The sequence below is a fragment of the Streptococcus sp. HMSC074B11 genome (assembly GCF_001808705.1).
GTDB lineage: Bacteria > Bacillota > Bacilli > Lactobacillales > Streptococcaceae > Streptococcus.
Window position 1 is genome coordinate 29853 of record NZ_KV794242.1, and the last position, 16589, is coordinate 46441.

Sequence of the window (16589 nt, forward strand, 5' to 3'; positions counted from 1 at the left end):
CAATAAAAATCAAAGAGCAAACTAGGAAGCGAGACGCGGGCTGTACTTGAGTTCGCCAAGACGAAGCTGACGTGGTTTGAATTTGATTTTTGAAGAGTATGAAAACCTTGTATTTATAGAAATTCCGTTCTAAGAAAGGAGCAAATCATGAGACAGTTGGCAAAAGATATCGATCAATTTTTAAACGAGATTATTTTAAAGGCGGAAAATCAGCATGAAATTCTCATCGGTCATTGCACGAGTGATGTGGCCTTGACCAATACCCAGGAGCATATTCTCATGCTTTTATCAGAGGAGTCGCTAACCAACTCTGAGTTGGCGCGTCGTCTCAATGTCAGTCAAGCTGCCGTTACCAAGGCTATCAAATCCTTGGTCAAGGAGGGGATGTTGGAGACATCTAAGGATCCCAAGGATGCTCGCGTTATCTTCTATCAATTGACAGACTTGGCACGACCAATTGCTGAGGAACACCACCATCATCATGAGCATACCCTCTCGACTTATGAGCAGGTTGCCACTCAGTTCACACCAAACGAACAAAAAATTATCCAGCGGTTTTTAACTGCTTTAGTAGGAGAAATCAAGTAATGAGATACATCACAGTAGAGGATTTGTCCTTCTATTATGACAAGGAACCGGTGCTTGAGCATATCAATTACAGTGTTGATAGTGGGGAATTTGTCACCCTCACTGGAGAAAATGGAGCTGCCAAGACGACTCTAATCAAGGCTAGTCTAGGTATTTTACAACCGAGAATTGGGAAAGTAACCATCTCAAAGACAAATATTCATGGGAAAAAATTAAGAATTGCCTATCTTCCTCAGCAAATTGCTAGTTTCAATGCAGGCTTTCCAAGTACTGTTTATGAATTTGTCAAATCAGGTCGCTACCCAAGAAAGGGCTGGTTCCGTCGTTTGAATGCCCATGATGAAGAACACATCAAGGCTAGTTTAAACTCAGTTGGCATGTGGGAACATCGGGATAAACGCATTGGTTCTCTCTCTGGTGGGCAAAAGCAAAGAGCGGTCATTGCACGTATGTTTGCTTCAGATCCAGATATCTTTATCTTGGATGAGCCGACAACAGGGATGGATGCAGGTACCAAGAATGAATTTTATGAGCTCATGCACCATAGTGCCCACCATCATGGCAAGGCTGTTTTGATGATTACTCACGATCCTGAAGAAGTTAAGGATTACGCAGATCGTAATATCCACCTTGTTCGTGATCAAGATTCGCCATGGCGTTGTTTCAATGTCCATGAAAATGATCAGGAGGTGGAACATGCTTAATCTATTTTCTTATGATTTTATGCAACGGGCCTTTTTGGCTGTTATTGCCATGAGTCTCTTTTCGCCAGTACTGGGAACCTTCCTCATCTTGCGTCGTCAGAGCCTTATGAGTGATACTCTGAGTCACGTCTCCCTTTCAGGGGTTGCCTTTGGTTTGGTTTTGGGAATTTCTCCAACCATCTCAACTATTGCTATTGTTTTGATTGCAGCAGTCTTTCTTGAATACTTGCGTACGGTTTATAAGAGCTTTATGGAGATTGGGACAGCCATTCTCATGTCTACAGGACTTGCAGTTTCACTTATTGTTATGAGTAAGGGGAAGAGCTCTAGCTCGATGAGTTTGGACCAATATCTGTTTGGTTCTATCGTGACCATTAGTCAAGAGCAGGTAATTGGGCTCTTTGTCATTGCTGCGGTAGTTTTACTCTTGACCTTCCTCTTTTTAAGACCGATGTATATTTTAACTTTTGACGAGGATACAGCTTTTGTAGATGGTCTTCCAGTGCGTACTATGTCTATCCTCTTTAACATGGTGACGGGTGTGGCCATTGCGCTTATGATTCCAGCTGCAGGAGCACTCTTGGTATCGACCATCATGGTCCTACCAGCTAGTATTGCTTTGCGTTTAGGGAAGAACTTTAGTTCGGTGATGATTCTTGCTAGCGCCATTGGCTTTCTGGGTATGGTTGCGGGACTCTATATATCCTATTATGCAGAGACACCACCGAGTGCAAGTATCACCCTTATCTTTGTAGTTGTCTTTTTATTAGTCAGCTTACTCAAACGTTTTATCAAATAGGAGAAAAAAATGAAAAAACTAGGCCTACTTTTTGCAAGTCTTGTGACGGTATTCTTAGTGGCTTGTTCCAATCAAAAACAGGCAGACGGGAAATTAAACATCGTTACAACTTTCTATCCTGTCTACGAATTTACCAAGCAAGTAGCAGGGGACACAGCCAATGTTGAACTCTTAATCGGGGCTGGAACAGAGCCACATGATTATGAACCATCAGCTAAGGCAGTCGCTAAAATCCAAGACGCAGATGCCTTTGTTTATGAAAATGAAAATATGGAAACTTGGGTTCCTAAGTTATTAGAATCCCTAGATGCGAAAAAAGTAAAAACGATTAAAGCTACTGGAGATATGCTGCTCCTTCCAGGAAGTGAAGAAGAGGAGGACCATGACCATGGTGAAGAAGGTCATCATCACGAGTATGACCCTCATGTATGGTTGTCTCCTGCGCGTGCAATCAAACTTGTAGAACATATCCGTGATAGTCTTTCAGCTGACTATCCGGATAAGAAGGCGACTTTTGAACAAAATGCAGCAGCCTATATCGAAAAACTGCAAGCCTTGGACAAGGCCTATACTGAAGGGCTTTCTGCTGCAAAACAAAAGAGTTTTGTGACTCAACACGCTGCCTTCCGTTATCTAGCCTTGGACTACGGACTCAATCAAGTTTCTATTTCAGGTCTTTCACCAGATGCGGAACCCTCAGCAAGCCGCTTGGCAGAATTGACCGAATATATCAAGAAGAACAAGATCTCTTATATCTACTTTGAAGAAAATGCCTCACAAGCTCTAGCTAATACTCTCTCAAAAGAAACAGGAGTGAAGTTAGACGTTCTGAATCCTCTGGAAAGCTTGACCGAAGAGGATATGAAGGACGGCGAGAACTATATCTCTATCATGGAGAAAAATCTCAAGGCACTCAAGCAAACAACTAATCAGGCAGGAGCAGAAATTGAGCCAGAAAAGGCAGAGGAAACTAAAACAGTTCATAATGGCTACTTTGAGGATGCAGATGTTAAGGACCGTACCCTAAGTGATTATGCTGGCAACTGGCAGTCTGTCTATCCTTTCCTTGAGGATGGGACTCTTGACCAAGTCTTTGACTACAAGGCTAAGTTGACTGGTAAGATGACTAAAGATGAATACAAAGCCTACTATCAAAAGGGTTACCAAACAGATGTGACCAAGATTAACATCACGGATAACACTATGGAATTCATCCAAGGTGGCCAAAGTAAGAAATATACTTACAAGTATGTCGGCAAGAAAATCTTGACTTATAAGAAAGGGAATCGAGGAGTTCGTTATCTCTTTGAAGCGACGGATGCAGACGCTGGGCAATTCAAGTATGTTCAGTTTAGCGACCACAATATCGCTCCGGTCAAGGCAGAACATTTCCATATCTTCTTTGGAGGCACTAGCCAAGAAGCCCTCTTTGAAGAGATGGACAACTGGCCAACCTACTATCCAGATGGCTTATCAGGTCAAGAGATTGCTCAAGAAATGTTGGCTCATTAAGATACGAATCACATGATAAAAGCGGACAGGAAAGTTTTCTGGTTATCAGAATCCTCTCTTGTCCGCTTTTTTTGAGTTTTGTAAGTTAAAGAGCCATTGTCCCTATTTATGTGCTTATAAATTTATTCAGTTTCAAGCTTACTTTATTTGTCAAAGCCTTGTAAGGCTTTTTCGCGTTCTTCTACTTGTCCCTTGGCATCTAGTTTGTTACCACCGTAAACTGCTGTTTCCCATGATCCATACATTGGATTTGGGAAGATGATGAATTTTTCACCAAATTCTTTTTGCAATTCTTCAAGTTGTTTGTCACGATCAGCTTCAGAAGTTTTAGAAAAATCTGCAAAGTCTACAAGGTTATCACCAAATAGTAACACAAGATTTGTTTTTTCTTGAACAGCTTGGCGACGACCTTCTTTAGATTTTACACCACTCTCTAGGAACATGAGATGGTCACGTCCCTGTACAGGGATACCTTCGTTTTCTAGATTTTTAATGGTAGCATCTACTTGGTCAACTGAGCGGTCAGAAATATAGTAGATTTGGACACCATTTTGATCGGCAAACTGAAGAAAATCTTTAGCACCTGGGACGGCTTTAGCTGCAGCTTTTTGGACCCAAACATCCCAATTTTCAGGTGTGAATGCTGTTCCATCTTTGACATTTTGAACTTGGTAAGGACTGTTGTCTAAGACTGTTTCATCCAAGTCCAAAACAATCGAATAAGGCTTGTCTGATTCTGTTTTCAGTAATTCCTTTAGACGATCTGTAGCAACATTATAGCCTTGTAGATACAAAGCTTTTGTTTCAGCTGCTTTTTGATACCAGAGAGTTGACATGGTATTTTCTCTAGACCGTAACTGGTCGTAAGTCATTGTAATCTGATTGTCAGATGAGTTATTAGCGGATGTTTGTGTTTCTGTGGATTTTGTAGCGCAGCTGGTCAATAAGATGACAGATGCAAGTGCAGAAACGACTGTAACAGTGGTTTTAGCTGTTTTCATAAAATGTCTCCTGTCTATTAATTTCAATAACAGTATAGCATGGGGAAATAGTTAAGGCAAGCGTTTTCCTAAATATGGACTTGGTTTTTCAAAGAAAGATGCTGATAATTAACGGATTTAAGGAAGAGAAAAATCTTTAAAAGACCTTGAAAAATCTAGCTAAATAGGGTATAATGTAAATAATCATTTGTCGTAGGTTTTGTCTGAAATATTGTCCGGACAAGGCTCACAGCAGTTAAATCTCCTGAAAAAGTCGGATTTAGCTGCTCTTTTTGTGCTTTTTTTCAGGTTTTTCGATCTTTGTAACAAAGATTTAAAGATTCTGAAAATTAGTCGAGGGGGATAAGTTGATAGGGTTTTTAGAACCCTCTAACGATAATTACTAGCTTAGATCACTAAGCTTGGAACTTTATTTAAAAAGGAGAATCATCTTGGCAGGACATGACGTTCAATACGGGAAACATCGTACCCGTCGTAGTTTTTCAAGAATCAAAGAAGTTCTTGACTTACCAAATTTGATTGAAATTCAAACTGATTCATTCAAAGATTTCCTAGACCATGGTCTGAAGGAAGTGTTTGAAGATGTATTGCCAATTTCAAACTTCACAGACACAATGGAGTTGGAATTTGTTGGCTACGAAATCAAAGAACCTAAATATACGCTTGAAGAAGCTCGTATCCATGATGCCAGCTACTCAGCACCTATCTTTGTAACCTTCCGCTTGATTAACAAAGAAACTGGCGAAATTAAAACCCAGGAAGTATTCTTTGGTGATTTCCCAATCATGACTGAGATGGGTACTTTCATCATCAACGGTGGTGAACGAATTATCGTATCACAGTTGGTGCGTTCTCCAGGTGTTTACTTTAATGACAAGGTAGACAAAAATGGTAAAGTGGGTTACGGTTCAACTGTTATCCCTAACCGTGGAGCTTGGTTGGAACTTGAAAGCGACTCAAAAGATATCGCCTATACTCGTATCGACCGTACTCGTAAGATTCCATTTACGACCTTAGTTCGTGCGCTTGGTTTCTCAGGCGATGATGAAATCTTTGATATCTTTGGTGACAGCGATCTTGTTCGTAACACTGTTGAAAAAGATATTCACAAGAACCCAATGGACTCTCGTACAGACGAAGCTTTGAAGGAAATCTACGAACGCCTTCGTCCAGGTGAGCCTAAGACTGCTGAAAGCTCACGTAGCTTACTTGTAGCTCGTTTCTTTGACCCACGTCGTTATGACTTGGCTGCAGTTGGTCGTTACAAGATCAATAAAAAACTCAATGTTAAAACACGTTTGCTCAACCAAACTATTGCTGAACCATTGGTAGATCCTGAAACTGGAGAAATCTTGGTAGAAGCTGGTACAATCATGACTCGTAGTGTGATTGAAAGCATTGAAAGCCATTTGGATGGCGACTTGAACAAGATTGTCTACATTCCAAATGATGCTGCTGTAGTAACAGAGCCAGTTGTTCTTCAAAAATTCAAGGTTGTTGCACCAACTGATCCAGACCGTGTTGTAACAATCATCGGTAATGCAAATCCAGATGATAAAGTTCGTATTGTAACACCTGCAGATATCTTGGCTGAGATGAGTTACTTCCTCAACTTAGCAGAAGGTATTGGTCGTGTGGACGATATCGACCACCTCGGAAATCGTCGTATCCGTGCCGTCGGTGAATTGCTTGCCAACCAAGTGCGTCTTGGACTTTCACGTATGGAACGTAACGTTCGTGAACGTATGTCTGTTCAAGATAACGAAGTACTAACACCACAACAAATTATCAATATCCGTCCAGTAACTGCAGCAATCAAAGAATTCTTTGGTTCTTCTCAATTGTCACAGTTCATGGACCAACACAACCCACTTTCTGAGTTGTCACACAAACGTCGTTTGTCTGCCTTAGGACCTGGTGGTTTGACACGTGACCGCGCTGGATATGAAGTGCGTGACGTGCACTACACTCACTATGGTCGTATGTGTCCGATTGAAACACCTGAAGGGCCAAACATCGGTTTGATCAACAACTTGTCTTCATACGGGCACCTCAACAAGTATGGTTTCATTCAAACACCATACCGTAAGGTTGACCGTGCAACTGGAAAAGTAACCAACGAAATCGTTTGGTTGACAGCCGATGAAGAAGATGAGTTCACAGTAGCGCAGGCTAACTCTAAATTGAACGCAGATGGCACTTTTGCTGAAAAAGTTGTCATGGGACGTCATCAAGGGGTTAACCAGGAATATCCAGCATCAAGTGTTGATTACATGGATGTTTCTCCTAAGCAGGTAGTTGCCGTTGCGACAGCATGTATTCCTTTCTTGGAAAACGACGACTCCAACCGTGCCCTCATGGGTGCCAACATGCAACGTCAGGCTGTGCCATTGATTGATCCCAAAGCACCTTACGTGGGTACTGGTATGGAATACCAAGCAGCTCATGATTCAGGAGCTGCAGTTATTGCACAACATGGTGGTAAGGTTACTTACGCAGATGCTGATAAGGTAGAAGTACGCCGTGAAGATGGTTCCCTTGATGTTTACCACATCCAAAAATTCCGTCGTTCAAACTCAGGTACTGCCTACAACCAACGTACTCTCGTAAAAGTTGGCGATATCGTTGAAAAAGGTGATTTCATTGCTGACGGACCTTCTATGGAAAATGGAGAAATGGCGCTTGGACAAAACCCAATCGTTGCCTACATGACATGGGAAGGTTACAACTTCGAGGATGCCGTTATCATGAGCGAACGCTTGGTTAAAGATGATGTCTATACATCTGTCCACCTTGAAGAATACGAATCAGAAACACGCGATACAAAGCTTGGGCCTGAAGAAATCACTCGTGAAATTCCAAACGTTGGTGAAGATGCCCTTAAAGACCTTGACGAAATGGGTATTATCCGTATCGGTGCTGAGGTTAAAGAAGGGGATATCCTTGTAGGTAAAGTAACACCTAAGGGTGAAAAAGACCTTTCAGCTGAAGAACGTCTCTTGCACGCTATTTTCGGAGACAAATCTCGTGAAGTTCGCGATACTTCACTTCGCGTACCACACGGTGCTGATGGTGTCGTTCGTGATGTTAAGATCTTTACACGTGCAAATGGTGATGAATTACAATCAGGTGTTAATATGCTGGTTCGTGTTTACATCGCTCAAAAACGTAAGATCAAGGTCGGAGATAAGATGGCCGGACGTCACGGAAACAAAGGGGTTGTTTCTCGTATCGTTCCTGTGGAAGACATGCCTTACCTTCCAGACGGAACTCCAGTCGATATCATGTTGAACCCACTTGGGGTGCCATCGCGTATGAATATCGGTCAGGTTATGGAGCTTCACCTTGGTATGGCAGCTCGTACTCTTGGTATCCACATCGCAACACCAGTCTTTGACGGAGCAAGTTCAGAAGATCTTTGGTCAACTGTTAAGGAAGCAGGTATGGATAGCGATGCTAAGACTATCCTTTACGATGGACGTACTGGTGAACCATTTGATAACCGTGTGTCAGTTGGTGTCATGTACATGATCAAACTCCACCACATGGTTGATGATAAATTGCACGCTCGTTCAGTCGGACCATACTCGACCGTTACGCAACAACCACTCGGAGGTAAGGCTCAGTTTGGTGGACAACGTTTCGGTGAGATGGAGGTTTGGGCGCTTGAAGCCTATGGTGCCTCAAATGTCCTTCAAGAAATCTTGACTTACAAGTCTGACGATATCAACGGACGTTTGAAAGCATATGAAGCTATTACAAAAGGAAAACCAATTCCAAAACCAGGTGTTCCAGAATCCTTCCGAGTTCTTGTTAAAGAATTGCAATCACTTGGTCTTGACATGCGTGTTCTTGACGAAGATGATCAAGAAGTTGAACTTCGTGATCTTGACGAGGGCATGGACGAAGATGTCATCCACGTAGATGACCTTGAAAAAGCACGTAAAAAAGCTGCTGAAGAAGCAAAAGCTGCTTTTGAAGCTGAAGAAGGTGCAAAAGCGGAAGCAACAGAAGAAGCTACTGAACAAGAATAAGTAGCTCACTTAGAATAGAAAGGGAAGAAATAGTGGTTGACGTAAATCGTTTTAAAAGTATGCAAATCACACTAGCTTCTCCAAGCAAAGTCCGTTCATGGTCTTATGGAGAAGTCAAAAAACCTGAAACAATCAATTACCGTACGTTGAAACCAGAACGTGAAGGACTATTTGACGAAGTCATCTTTGGTCCTACAAAAGACTGGGAATGTGCTTGTGGTAAGTACAAACGCATTCGTTACAGAGGGATTGTTTGTGACCGTTGTGGTGTTGAAGTAACGCGTACAAAAGTTCGTCGTGAACGTATGGGACACATCGAGTTGAAAGCTCCTGTATCTCATATCTGGTATTTCAAGGGGATTCCAAGCCGTATGGGCTTGACCCTTGATATGAGCCCTCGTGCCCTCGAGGAAGTAATCTACTTTGCTGCTTATGTGGTGATCGATCCGAAGGATACACCACTTGAGCACAAATCTATCATGACAGAGCGTGAATATCGTGAGCGCTTGCGTGAATATGGCTACGGATCATTCGTTGCTAAAATGGGTGCCGAAGCTATCCAAGACCTCTTGAAACAAGTAGATCTTGAAAAAGAAATTGCTGAACTTAAAGAAGAATTGAAGACAGCAACTGGACAAAAACGTATCAAAGCCATCCGTCGTTTGGATGTTTTGGATGCCTTTTACAAGTCTGGAAACAAACCTGAATGGATGATTCTTAACATCCTTCCGGTTATTCCACCAGATCTTCGTCCAATGTTGCAGTTGGATGGTGGCCGTTTTGCCTCATCTGACTTGAACGACCTTTACCGTCGTGTTATCAACCGTAACAACCGTTTGGCTCGTTTGCTTGAGTTGAACGCACCAGGTATCATCGTTCAAAATGAGAAGCGTATGCTTCAAGAAGCGGTTGACGCTTTGATTGACAACGGTCGTCGTGGTCGTCCAATTACAGGACCAGGTAGCCGTCCACTTAAATCATTGAGCCACATGCTCAAAGGTAAACAAGGACGCTTCCGTCAAAACTTGCTCGGTAAACGTGTTGACTTTTCAGGACGTTCCGTTATCGCCGTTGGTCCAACTCTTAAGATGTACCAATGTGGTGTGCCACGTGAAATGGCTATCGAGCTCTTTAAACCATTTGTGATGCGTGAAATCGTAGCGCGTGATATCGTGCAAAACGTTAAAGCCGCTAAACGCTTGGTGGAACGTGGAGATGAGCGTATCTGGGATATCCTCGAAGAAGTTATCAAAGAACACCCAGTGCTTTTGAACCGCGCACCGACCCTTCACCGTTTGGGTATCCAAGCCTTTGAACCTGTCTTGATTGACGGTAAGGCCCTTCGCTTGCATCCGCTTGTCTGTGAAGCCTACAATGCCGACTTTGACGGGGACCAAATGGCCATCCACGTACCGCTTTCAGAAGAAGCCCAAGCAGAAGCTCGTATCTTGATGTTGGCTGCTGAGCACATCTTGAACCCGAAAGATGGTAAACCAGTTGTTACTCCATCTCAGGACATGGTTTTGGGTAACTACTACTTGACCATGGAAGAAGCTGGTCGTGAAGGTGAAGGAATGGTCTTCAAAGACCGTGACGAAGCTGTTATGGCTTACCGCAATGGCTATGTTCACCTCCACTCACGTGTTGGTATCGCAACAGACAGTCTTAACAAACCATGGACAGAAGAGCAAAAACACAAAATCTTGCTTACAACTGTTGGTAAGATCCTCTTCAACGATATCATGCCAGAAGGTCTACCCTACTTGCAAGAACCAAATAATGCCAACTTGACAGAAGGCGTTCCAGCTAAATACTTCTTGCCACTAGGTGGAGATATCAAGGAAGCTATCAGCAAACTTGAGCTTAACCCTCCATTCAAGAAGAAAAACCTTGGAAATATCATCGCTGAAATCTTCAAACGTTTCCGTACGACAGAAACTTCTGCCCTACTTGACCGTATGAAGAACCTCGGTTACCACCATTCAACTCTTGCAGGTTTGACAGTGGGTATTGCCGACATTCCAGTCGTTGAAGACAAGGCTGAAATCATCGAAGAATCACACAAACGTGTAGAACAAATTACTAAACAATTCCGTCGTGGTATGATCACAGACGACGAGCGTTACAATGCCGTTACGGCTGAATGGCGTGCTGCCCGTGAAAAATTGGAGAAACGCTTGATTGCCAACCAAGATCCGAAGAATCCAATCGTTATGATGATGGACTCTGGAGCCCGTGGTAACATCTCAAACTTCTCACAGCTTGCCGGTATGCGTGGTCTGATGGCTGCTCCGAACGGACGTATCATGGAATTGCCAATCCTTTCAAACTTCCGCGAAGGTTTGTCAGTACTCGAAATGTTCTTCTCAACACACGGTGCTCGTAAAGGTATGACCGATACGGCCCTTAAGACAGCCGACTCAGGTTACTTGACTCGTCGTTTGGTTGACGTTGCCCAAGACGTTATCATTCGTGAGGATGACTGTGGAACTGACCGTGGTCTCTTGATCCGTTCTATTACTGAAGGTAAAGAGATGATTGAGTCTCTTGAAGAACGTCTCAATGGTCGTTACACTAAGAAAACTGTTAAACACCCAGAGACTGGTGCAGTTATCATTGGTCCAAATGAATTGATCACAGAAGACAAGGCGCGTGAAATCGTCAATGCTGGTGTTGAAGAAGTGACTATCCGCTCTGTATTTACATGTAACACTCGTCATGGTGTCTGCCGTCACTGTTACGGTATCAACTTGGCGACTGGTGATGCGGTTGAAGTTGGTGAAGCAGTTGGTACAATCGCTGCTCAATCTATCGGGGAACCTGGTACACAGCTTACAATGCGTACCTTCCACACGGGTGGGGTTGCCTCAAATACCGATATCACTCAGGGTCTTCCTCGTGTCCAAGAAATCTTTGAAGCCCGCAATCCTAAAGGGGAAGCGGTTATCACAGAGGTCAAAGGACAAGTTACTGCTATCGAAGAAGATGCTTCAACTCGTACTAAGAAAGTCTTCGTTAAGGGTGAAACTGGAGAAGGCGAATACGTGGTACCATTTACAGCTCGTATGCGTGTTGAAGTTGGGGACCAAGTCTCTCGTGGTGCAGCATTGACAGAAGGTTCAATCCAACCAAAACGTCTCCTTGCTGTACGTGATGTCTTATCAGTTGAAACTTACCTCCTCGGTGAAGTACAAAAAGTTTACCGTAGCCAAGGGGTAGAAATCGGTGACAAACACATCGAGGTAATGGTTCGTCAAATGATCCGTAAAGTTCGAGTTATGGATCCAGGAGACACAGATCTTCTCATGGGAACACTTATGGACATCAACGACTTTACAGATGCTAACAAGGATGTTCTTATCGCAGGTGGAGTGCCAGCGACTGGTCGTCCAGTCCTTATGGGAATCACCAAAGCCTCACTTGAAACAAATAGTTTCTTGTCAGCAGCTTCCTTCCAGGAAACAACTCGTGTCCTTACAGACGCGGCTATCCGTGGTAAGAAAGACCATCTCCTTGGTCTTAAGGAAAATGTTATCATTGGTAAGATTATCCCAGCTGGTACAGGTATGGCACGTTACCGTAATCTTGAACCACAAGCAGTCAACGAAGAGTCTTATCTAGCATCTTCACAAGAAGAAGCTCCAGTTGATACGACTGTAGAAGAAGTCGTTGAAACTGTTGAAGTAAGCGAATAAAATAATGCTTAAACAAAAAGAGGGTCTTCCCTCTTTTTTTGTATTAAATATATAGAAAAGGTATATTGATTTTTATATGATTTACTAAATAATTTGAGCTATAAAAGTAGAAAAATTTTTTCCAAAAAATTGAGCAAAATGCTTGGTATTCAAGGGCTGGCATGATAAAATATAACAGCGATTAGTTTACGAAATATAATGAATAGTAAATACATATTTATTCTAAACTAAGTTAAATTTTATGCAACTTGGAGGTAATGTTAGTGAAAAATGATCTGTTTAATGACCGTATTAGTCGATTTTCAATTCGTAAGTTAAATGTAGGAGTTTGTTCGGTTTTACTAGGAACTTTAGTCATGCTTGGAACGGCTACAGGAGTAGCAGCTGAAGAAGTCGCTGAGAATAAGCAAACTGACGAGGTGACTGTGACGACTGGAAAGGAACAGCCGGAATCTCTCTCTACATCTCAAGCTGAGAAAGAAGATGTTACAACTTATCAGGCAACTCCAGTTGTTCCAGGTGCAACTGAAACTAAGCTGAAACTAGATCAAACAAGATTGCAAGCCTATATTGCTGAGATTGAAACAAACCTGGCGAATGGTAAATATAGCAATAAGACTGATGAAAGTATTGATGCTTTAAAAGCAAGTCTTGATAATGCTAAGAATGCTCTTGCCTCTGCTGAAAGTCAAGCTGAGTTGGATGCTGCTTATCAATCACTTGTAACAACGGTAAATGCAAAACTTAAAAATAAGGTAGTAGCAGAATCAAAACCAGTTGTGGAAGCTAAGGCTGAAGTTACTGAAAAAACTGAAGAAAGTATCGGAAAACCAGCAGCAAATACTCAGCCAGCAGAAGGTACAAATGCAATCGCAAATACAGGTCAGAACGATCCTCGTAATGGTAAAGAGATTAATAAAAATACAGCATTTCGTGCGGATACAACAACCTCTGGGATTGGTGCAGATGTTGAAGACGCAACTTCAACTCCAAAAGTTGAAAAACCTGGCTTCACAACAGACCTTGACGCAAAATCTTTGACTAGCCAGATTACTTGGTTGGACTTTGGAGATGTAGCCAACTGGACAGGGGCAAAAACAGTCCTCGTTCCTAAAAATGACGCTTTTCCTGATAAAAATTTAGAAGAAAAATTAGCTCTTCAAGTTGGCGCTACTTATACCAAGGAAATCATGCCTGGCTATGTAGTCACTGTAAAAGTCAAATCCTTGAAGCCTTTCCAAGCAACTGAGATTTATAAGAAACGGATGGAAAATCAAGGAGCTACAGAAGCCGAAAAAGCAACCTATGATCCAAATGCAAAAAATGGCTATGTAAGTGGTGTAACTTCAACAGGCGCTAAAAAAGCTTTTAATGATGGTATGGAAGCCGATGTTGTCGCTGATGCTCAAAATAATTGGACTGAAATTAGATTTGAAAACGTTGATACGAAAACCAAGAAGACTACCATGGGTTCAGCTATGAATGGTGGAAATATTGGAGTTCAGTTTGAAATCTCTGCAACCTTCCGTGGCAAGACAGTTAAGCCAGCTATTGTTATGGCTGATGGGGAGTCTGCTAACCCAGGTGAATTTGTTATGTTTACTACCAATGGAGAAGGTTGGCAACACCTTGGAGAATGGAAAAAGTTTATCAGACCAACTACTTCTGTAACATATTCACCACAAGATACTGAAAATCTTTTTGGATCTACACCTAAATATAATAACATTAACCTAAGACAACTTCGTGATTCTAATCAAGTTGGACCTGATAAGAAACCAGTAGCTTGGAAGTATTTTGGAAATCCTGACCAAGTTACAGGTGGTCTAGGAACTGGTATCTTTGGACCAAACATTTCTGCAGGTAATTATACTGTTCCAATCGTTATGACGCGTGGTGCATCTGAAGTGGGGCTTTATATCGCTTCAGGTGGTAAACAGTCAGCAATGCTAGGATTCTTCCCAATTGATGAAGGAGACGCTCCTGAGTCATACGGTAAGGCTATGCATACCATTGCAACTGTAGATGGCGTAACTGGTGCTAAAGTAAATCAACCGTATATTGGTAATGTGAGCCCAGATATGGATGAGAATACGACTCCTGACTGGTTCGGTGATGATAAGGCAACTACGGCCGATGAAGGAATTGACCAATTGCTTCCAGATGAGCTTAAAGGTACAACCAATGAGATGATCAAGATGGACCGTACACGCCCAGGTAACTACAAGCTGTCAGTTCAAGCCCATACAGATGGAGCTTCAGAAGCTTATATCTACGGTTGGATAGACTTTAACCAAAATGGTACCTTTGATGAAGATGAACGCTCTGATCTTGCAAGAATCACAAATGACGGCACCGTTGAGTTGACCTTTGCAAAGAGCAAGACTTATATCGATCCTAGCGTTAAAGAACTAGGTGCTCGTGTTCGTATTGCCAAGAAAGCTACCGAGATTGAGAGCCCAACTGGTATGGCCTTCTCAGGGGAAGTGGAAGACTTCAGAACTCAAATTACGCACCCACCAAAAGGGGAATTCAAGGAAACAAGTGGTCTTCAAGGGGAGGAGCAAACTGCAACTGTAACCTTTACAGCACGTGGAGAACACAAGTATGAGCTTAATTCTAGTGCCGTTATTGACGAAACGGTAGAACCATACATCGTTGATAAAGATGGCAACCGTGCAACTCTTAATGCGGACGGTTACTATGTCGTTCCAGGACAAGGTAAGTACAAGATTACTGCCAACGGTAAAGATGTCGACGTTGAATTTATTCCTGAAGATAACTTCCTTGGAACAGCTGATGGTATTTCTATCCGTCGTTCAGATAACAACGGTTATGATACTGGTTGGTCAACAAAATTCCCAGATCAAGAAGCAAACATTAATGGTCAGTTGAATACCATGGATGGTCAATACGTTCCAACAGTCACTCCAATTGAAATCGAAGGAGTTGACAAAACTTCGACTGATGTTCAAGGTGCGACTCAAATAGGTACACCAGAGTTTGAACTAGAGGGTACAAATAGTAATGGTGAAAAAGTTAAAGTAGCACCAGACTTTGACTATCCAGCTAAGTTTGTGAGTCCTACGACTGGCAAGATAATCAATGATCCTGTTGTAACTGTAGAAGGGGAAGGAATTTACTACTTAGACGATTTGACTGGGAAAGTTACCTTTGTGCCGGAACCGGGCTTTACGGGCACTGCTAAGGGAGTAACAGTTTCACTCACTGCTCCAGTTGGACGTGATAAAAATAAACAAGTTCAGTCAGAGTTTATAAAAACAGCAATAGCTAAGTACACCCCAACTGTAACGCCAACTACAATCACACCCACTAATAAGGTTTCCGAGGATGTTCAAAATGTTCCTCAAACTCAAACACCAACATTTGAGTTAAGCAACGATAAGGCTACGAAGATTACTAGTAAGAAATTAGTAGATCCAATGACTGGTCAACCTACTAATGAAACAAGTGTAACAGTAGCGGGTGAAGGAACTTATACAATCGATCCTACTACAGGAGCGGTTACCTTCACACCTGAAAAAGACTTTGTTGGAACTGCAACTGGAGTAACAATTCAAGCGACTGCTACGATTATAAATGCTAACGGCAAGACTGCAACCATCACTTCAGATGCTACTTACACACCAACTGTTGTAGCAGCAGTGCCAACAGCCCAACCTGCTAAATCTAAGGATATTCAAGGTGCAACTCAAACAGGAGCACCAACCTTTGCAGGTACAACTGTTCAAGTCAACGGTCAAGACAAGGCAATTACTATCAAAGAAAATAGTTACAAACTCTTGGATAAAGACGGTAACGAAGTTTCAAGCACGCCAGCTTATGCTGCCGATGGTACAACGTCAATCGGTACATTCACTATCAATCCAGCAACTGGTACTGTAACATTCACACCGTCAGACAAATCATACACTGGTGCGGTAACACCAGCCAAGGTGCAAGCTGAAAGCTCAAACGGTATCAAGGTTGATACAACCTACACACCTGAGATTGTTCCTGTAACCCCAACAGCAACATCATCTGAATCAACTGACATCCAAGGTGCAACTCAAACAGGTAAACCTGAATTCAAGGGTGGAGCTGTAACTGTTGACGGTGTCGAGAAGACTGTTGAGATTAACGAAGCTGTTCCGGCAACATTTGATGATGGTTCAACAACCAAGACAGTTGATGGTGTTGGGACATATACAGTAGCCGCAGATGGTACAGTAACCTTTGTTCCTGAAAAGTCATTC

The 16589-nt window shown here is 42.4% G+C and carries 8 protein-coding genes; 7 read left to right on the top strand and 1 reads right to left on the bottom strand.

Translation table 11 applies throughout. The features are described 5' to 3' along the window. The first annotated feature begins 147 nt into the window (after positions 1 to 147). Genes adcR through HMPREF2619_RS01870 form a run of 4 tightly spaced genes read left to right on the top strand, consistent with a single transcriptional unit; the run spans position 148 to position 3603 of the window. On the top strand, positions 148 to 588 hold the full coding sequence (gene adcR / locus HMPREF2619_RS01855) for a zinc-dependent transcriptional regulator AdcR (protein ID WP_049548547.1): 441 nt from the start codon (positions 148 to 150) through the stop codon (positions 586 to 588). Continuing rightward, positions 588 to 1292: a metal ABC transporter ATP-binding protein gene (locus tag HMPREF2619_RS01860; RefSeq protein ID WP_001269493.1), complete on the top strand. Its 705-nt coding sequence runs from the start codon at positions 588 to 590 to the stop codon at positions 1290 to 1292. The genes adcR and HMPREF2619_RS01860 overlap by 1 nt, the downstream gene beginning before the upstream one ends. Then, positions 1285 to 2091 carry a metal ABC transporter permease gene (locus HMPREF2619_RS01865; protein WP_070458638.1) on the top strand — a complete coding sequence of 269 codons (807 nt, stop codon included), beginning with the start codon at positions 1285 to 1287 and terminating at the stop codon, positions 2089 to 2091. Before HMPREF2619_RS01860 ends, HMPREF2619_RS01865 begins: the two co-directional genes overlap by 8 nt. Positions 2092 to 2100: 9 nt before the next feature. After that, positions 2101 to 3603, top strand: coding sequence for a zinc ABC transporter substrate-binding protein AdcA (locus HMPREF2619_RS01870; RefSeq protein ID WP_070458642.1), 1503 nt, complete (start codon positions 2101 to 2103; stop codon positions 3601 to 3603). A 143-nt stretch (positions 3604 to 3746) separates the two neighbouring features. On the opposite strand, the gene HMPREF2619_RS01875 is transcribed toward HMPREF2619_RS01870, so the two are convergent. Further along, positions 3747 to 4604 carry a 5'-nucleotidase, lipoprotein e(P4) family gene (locus HMPREF2619_RS01875; RefSeq protein ID WP_060956258.1) on the bottom strand — a complete coding sequence of 286 codons (858 nt, stop codon included), beginning with the start codon at positions 4602 to 4604 and terminating at the stop codon, positions 3747 to 3749. A 431-nt stretch (positions 4605 to 5035) separates the two neighbouring features. On the opposite strand from HMPREF2619_RS01875, the gene HMPREF2619_RS01880 reads away from it, so the two are divergent. The 3 genes from HMPREF2619_RS01880 to HMPREF2619_RS01890 all read left to right on the top strand — a co-directional run. Further along, positions 5036 to 8638 carry a DNA-directed RNA polymerase subunit beta gene (locus HMPREF2619_RS01880; RefSeq protein ID WP_070458645.1) on the top strand — a complete coding sequence of 1201 codons (3603 nt, stop codon included), beginning with the start codon at positions 5036 to 5038 and terminating at the stop codon, positions 8636 to 8638. Positions 8639 to 8670: 32 nt separating this feature from the next. Then, positions 8671 to 12333 carry a DNA-directed RNA polymerase subunit beta' gene (gene rpoC, locus HMPREF2619_RS01885; protein ID WP_070458649.1) on the top strand — a complete coding sequence of 1221 codons (3663 nt, stop codon included), beginning with the start codon at positions 8671 to 8673 and terminating at the stop codon, positions 12331 to 12333. A 263-nt stretch (positions 12334 to 12596) separates the two neighbouring features. Beyond that, a partial coding sequence (locus HMPREF2619_RS01890) for a CshA/CshB family fibrillar adhesin-related protein (protein WP_148130352.1) occupies positions 12597 to 16589 on the top strand: 3993 nt, incomplete at its 3' end.

Bases quoted from the DNA above. Each gene is read 5' to 3' on its own strand.
- adcR (WP_049548547.1), top strand. From the start codon at position 148: ATGAGACAGTTGGCAAAAGATATCGATCAATTTTTAAACGAGATTATT.
- HMPREF2619_RS01860 (WP_001269493.1), top strand. From the start codon at position 588: ATGAGATACATCACAGTAGAGGATTTGTCCTTCTATTATGACAAGGAA.
- HMPREF2619_RS01865 (WP_070458638.1), top strand. From the start codon at position 1,285: ATGCTTAATCTATTTTCTTATGATTTTATGCAACGGGCCTTTTTGGCT.
- HMPREF2619_RS01870 (WP_070458642.1), top strand. From the start codon at position 2,101: ATGAAAAAACTAGGCCTACTTTTTGCAAGTCTTGTGACGGTATTCTTA.
- HMPREF2619_RS01875 (WP_060956258.1), bottom strand. From the start codon at position 4,604: ATGAAAACAGCTAAAACCACTGTTACAGTCGTTTCTGCACTTGCATCT.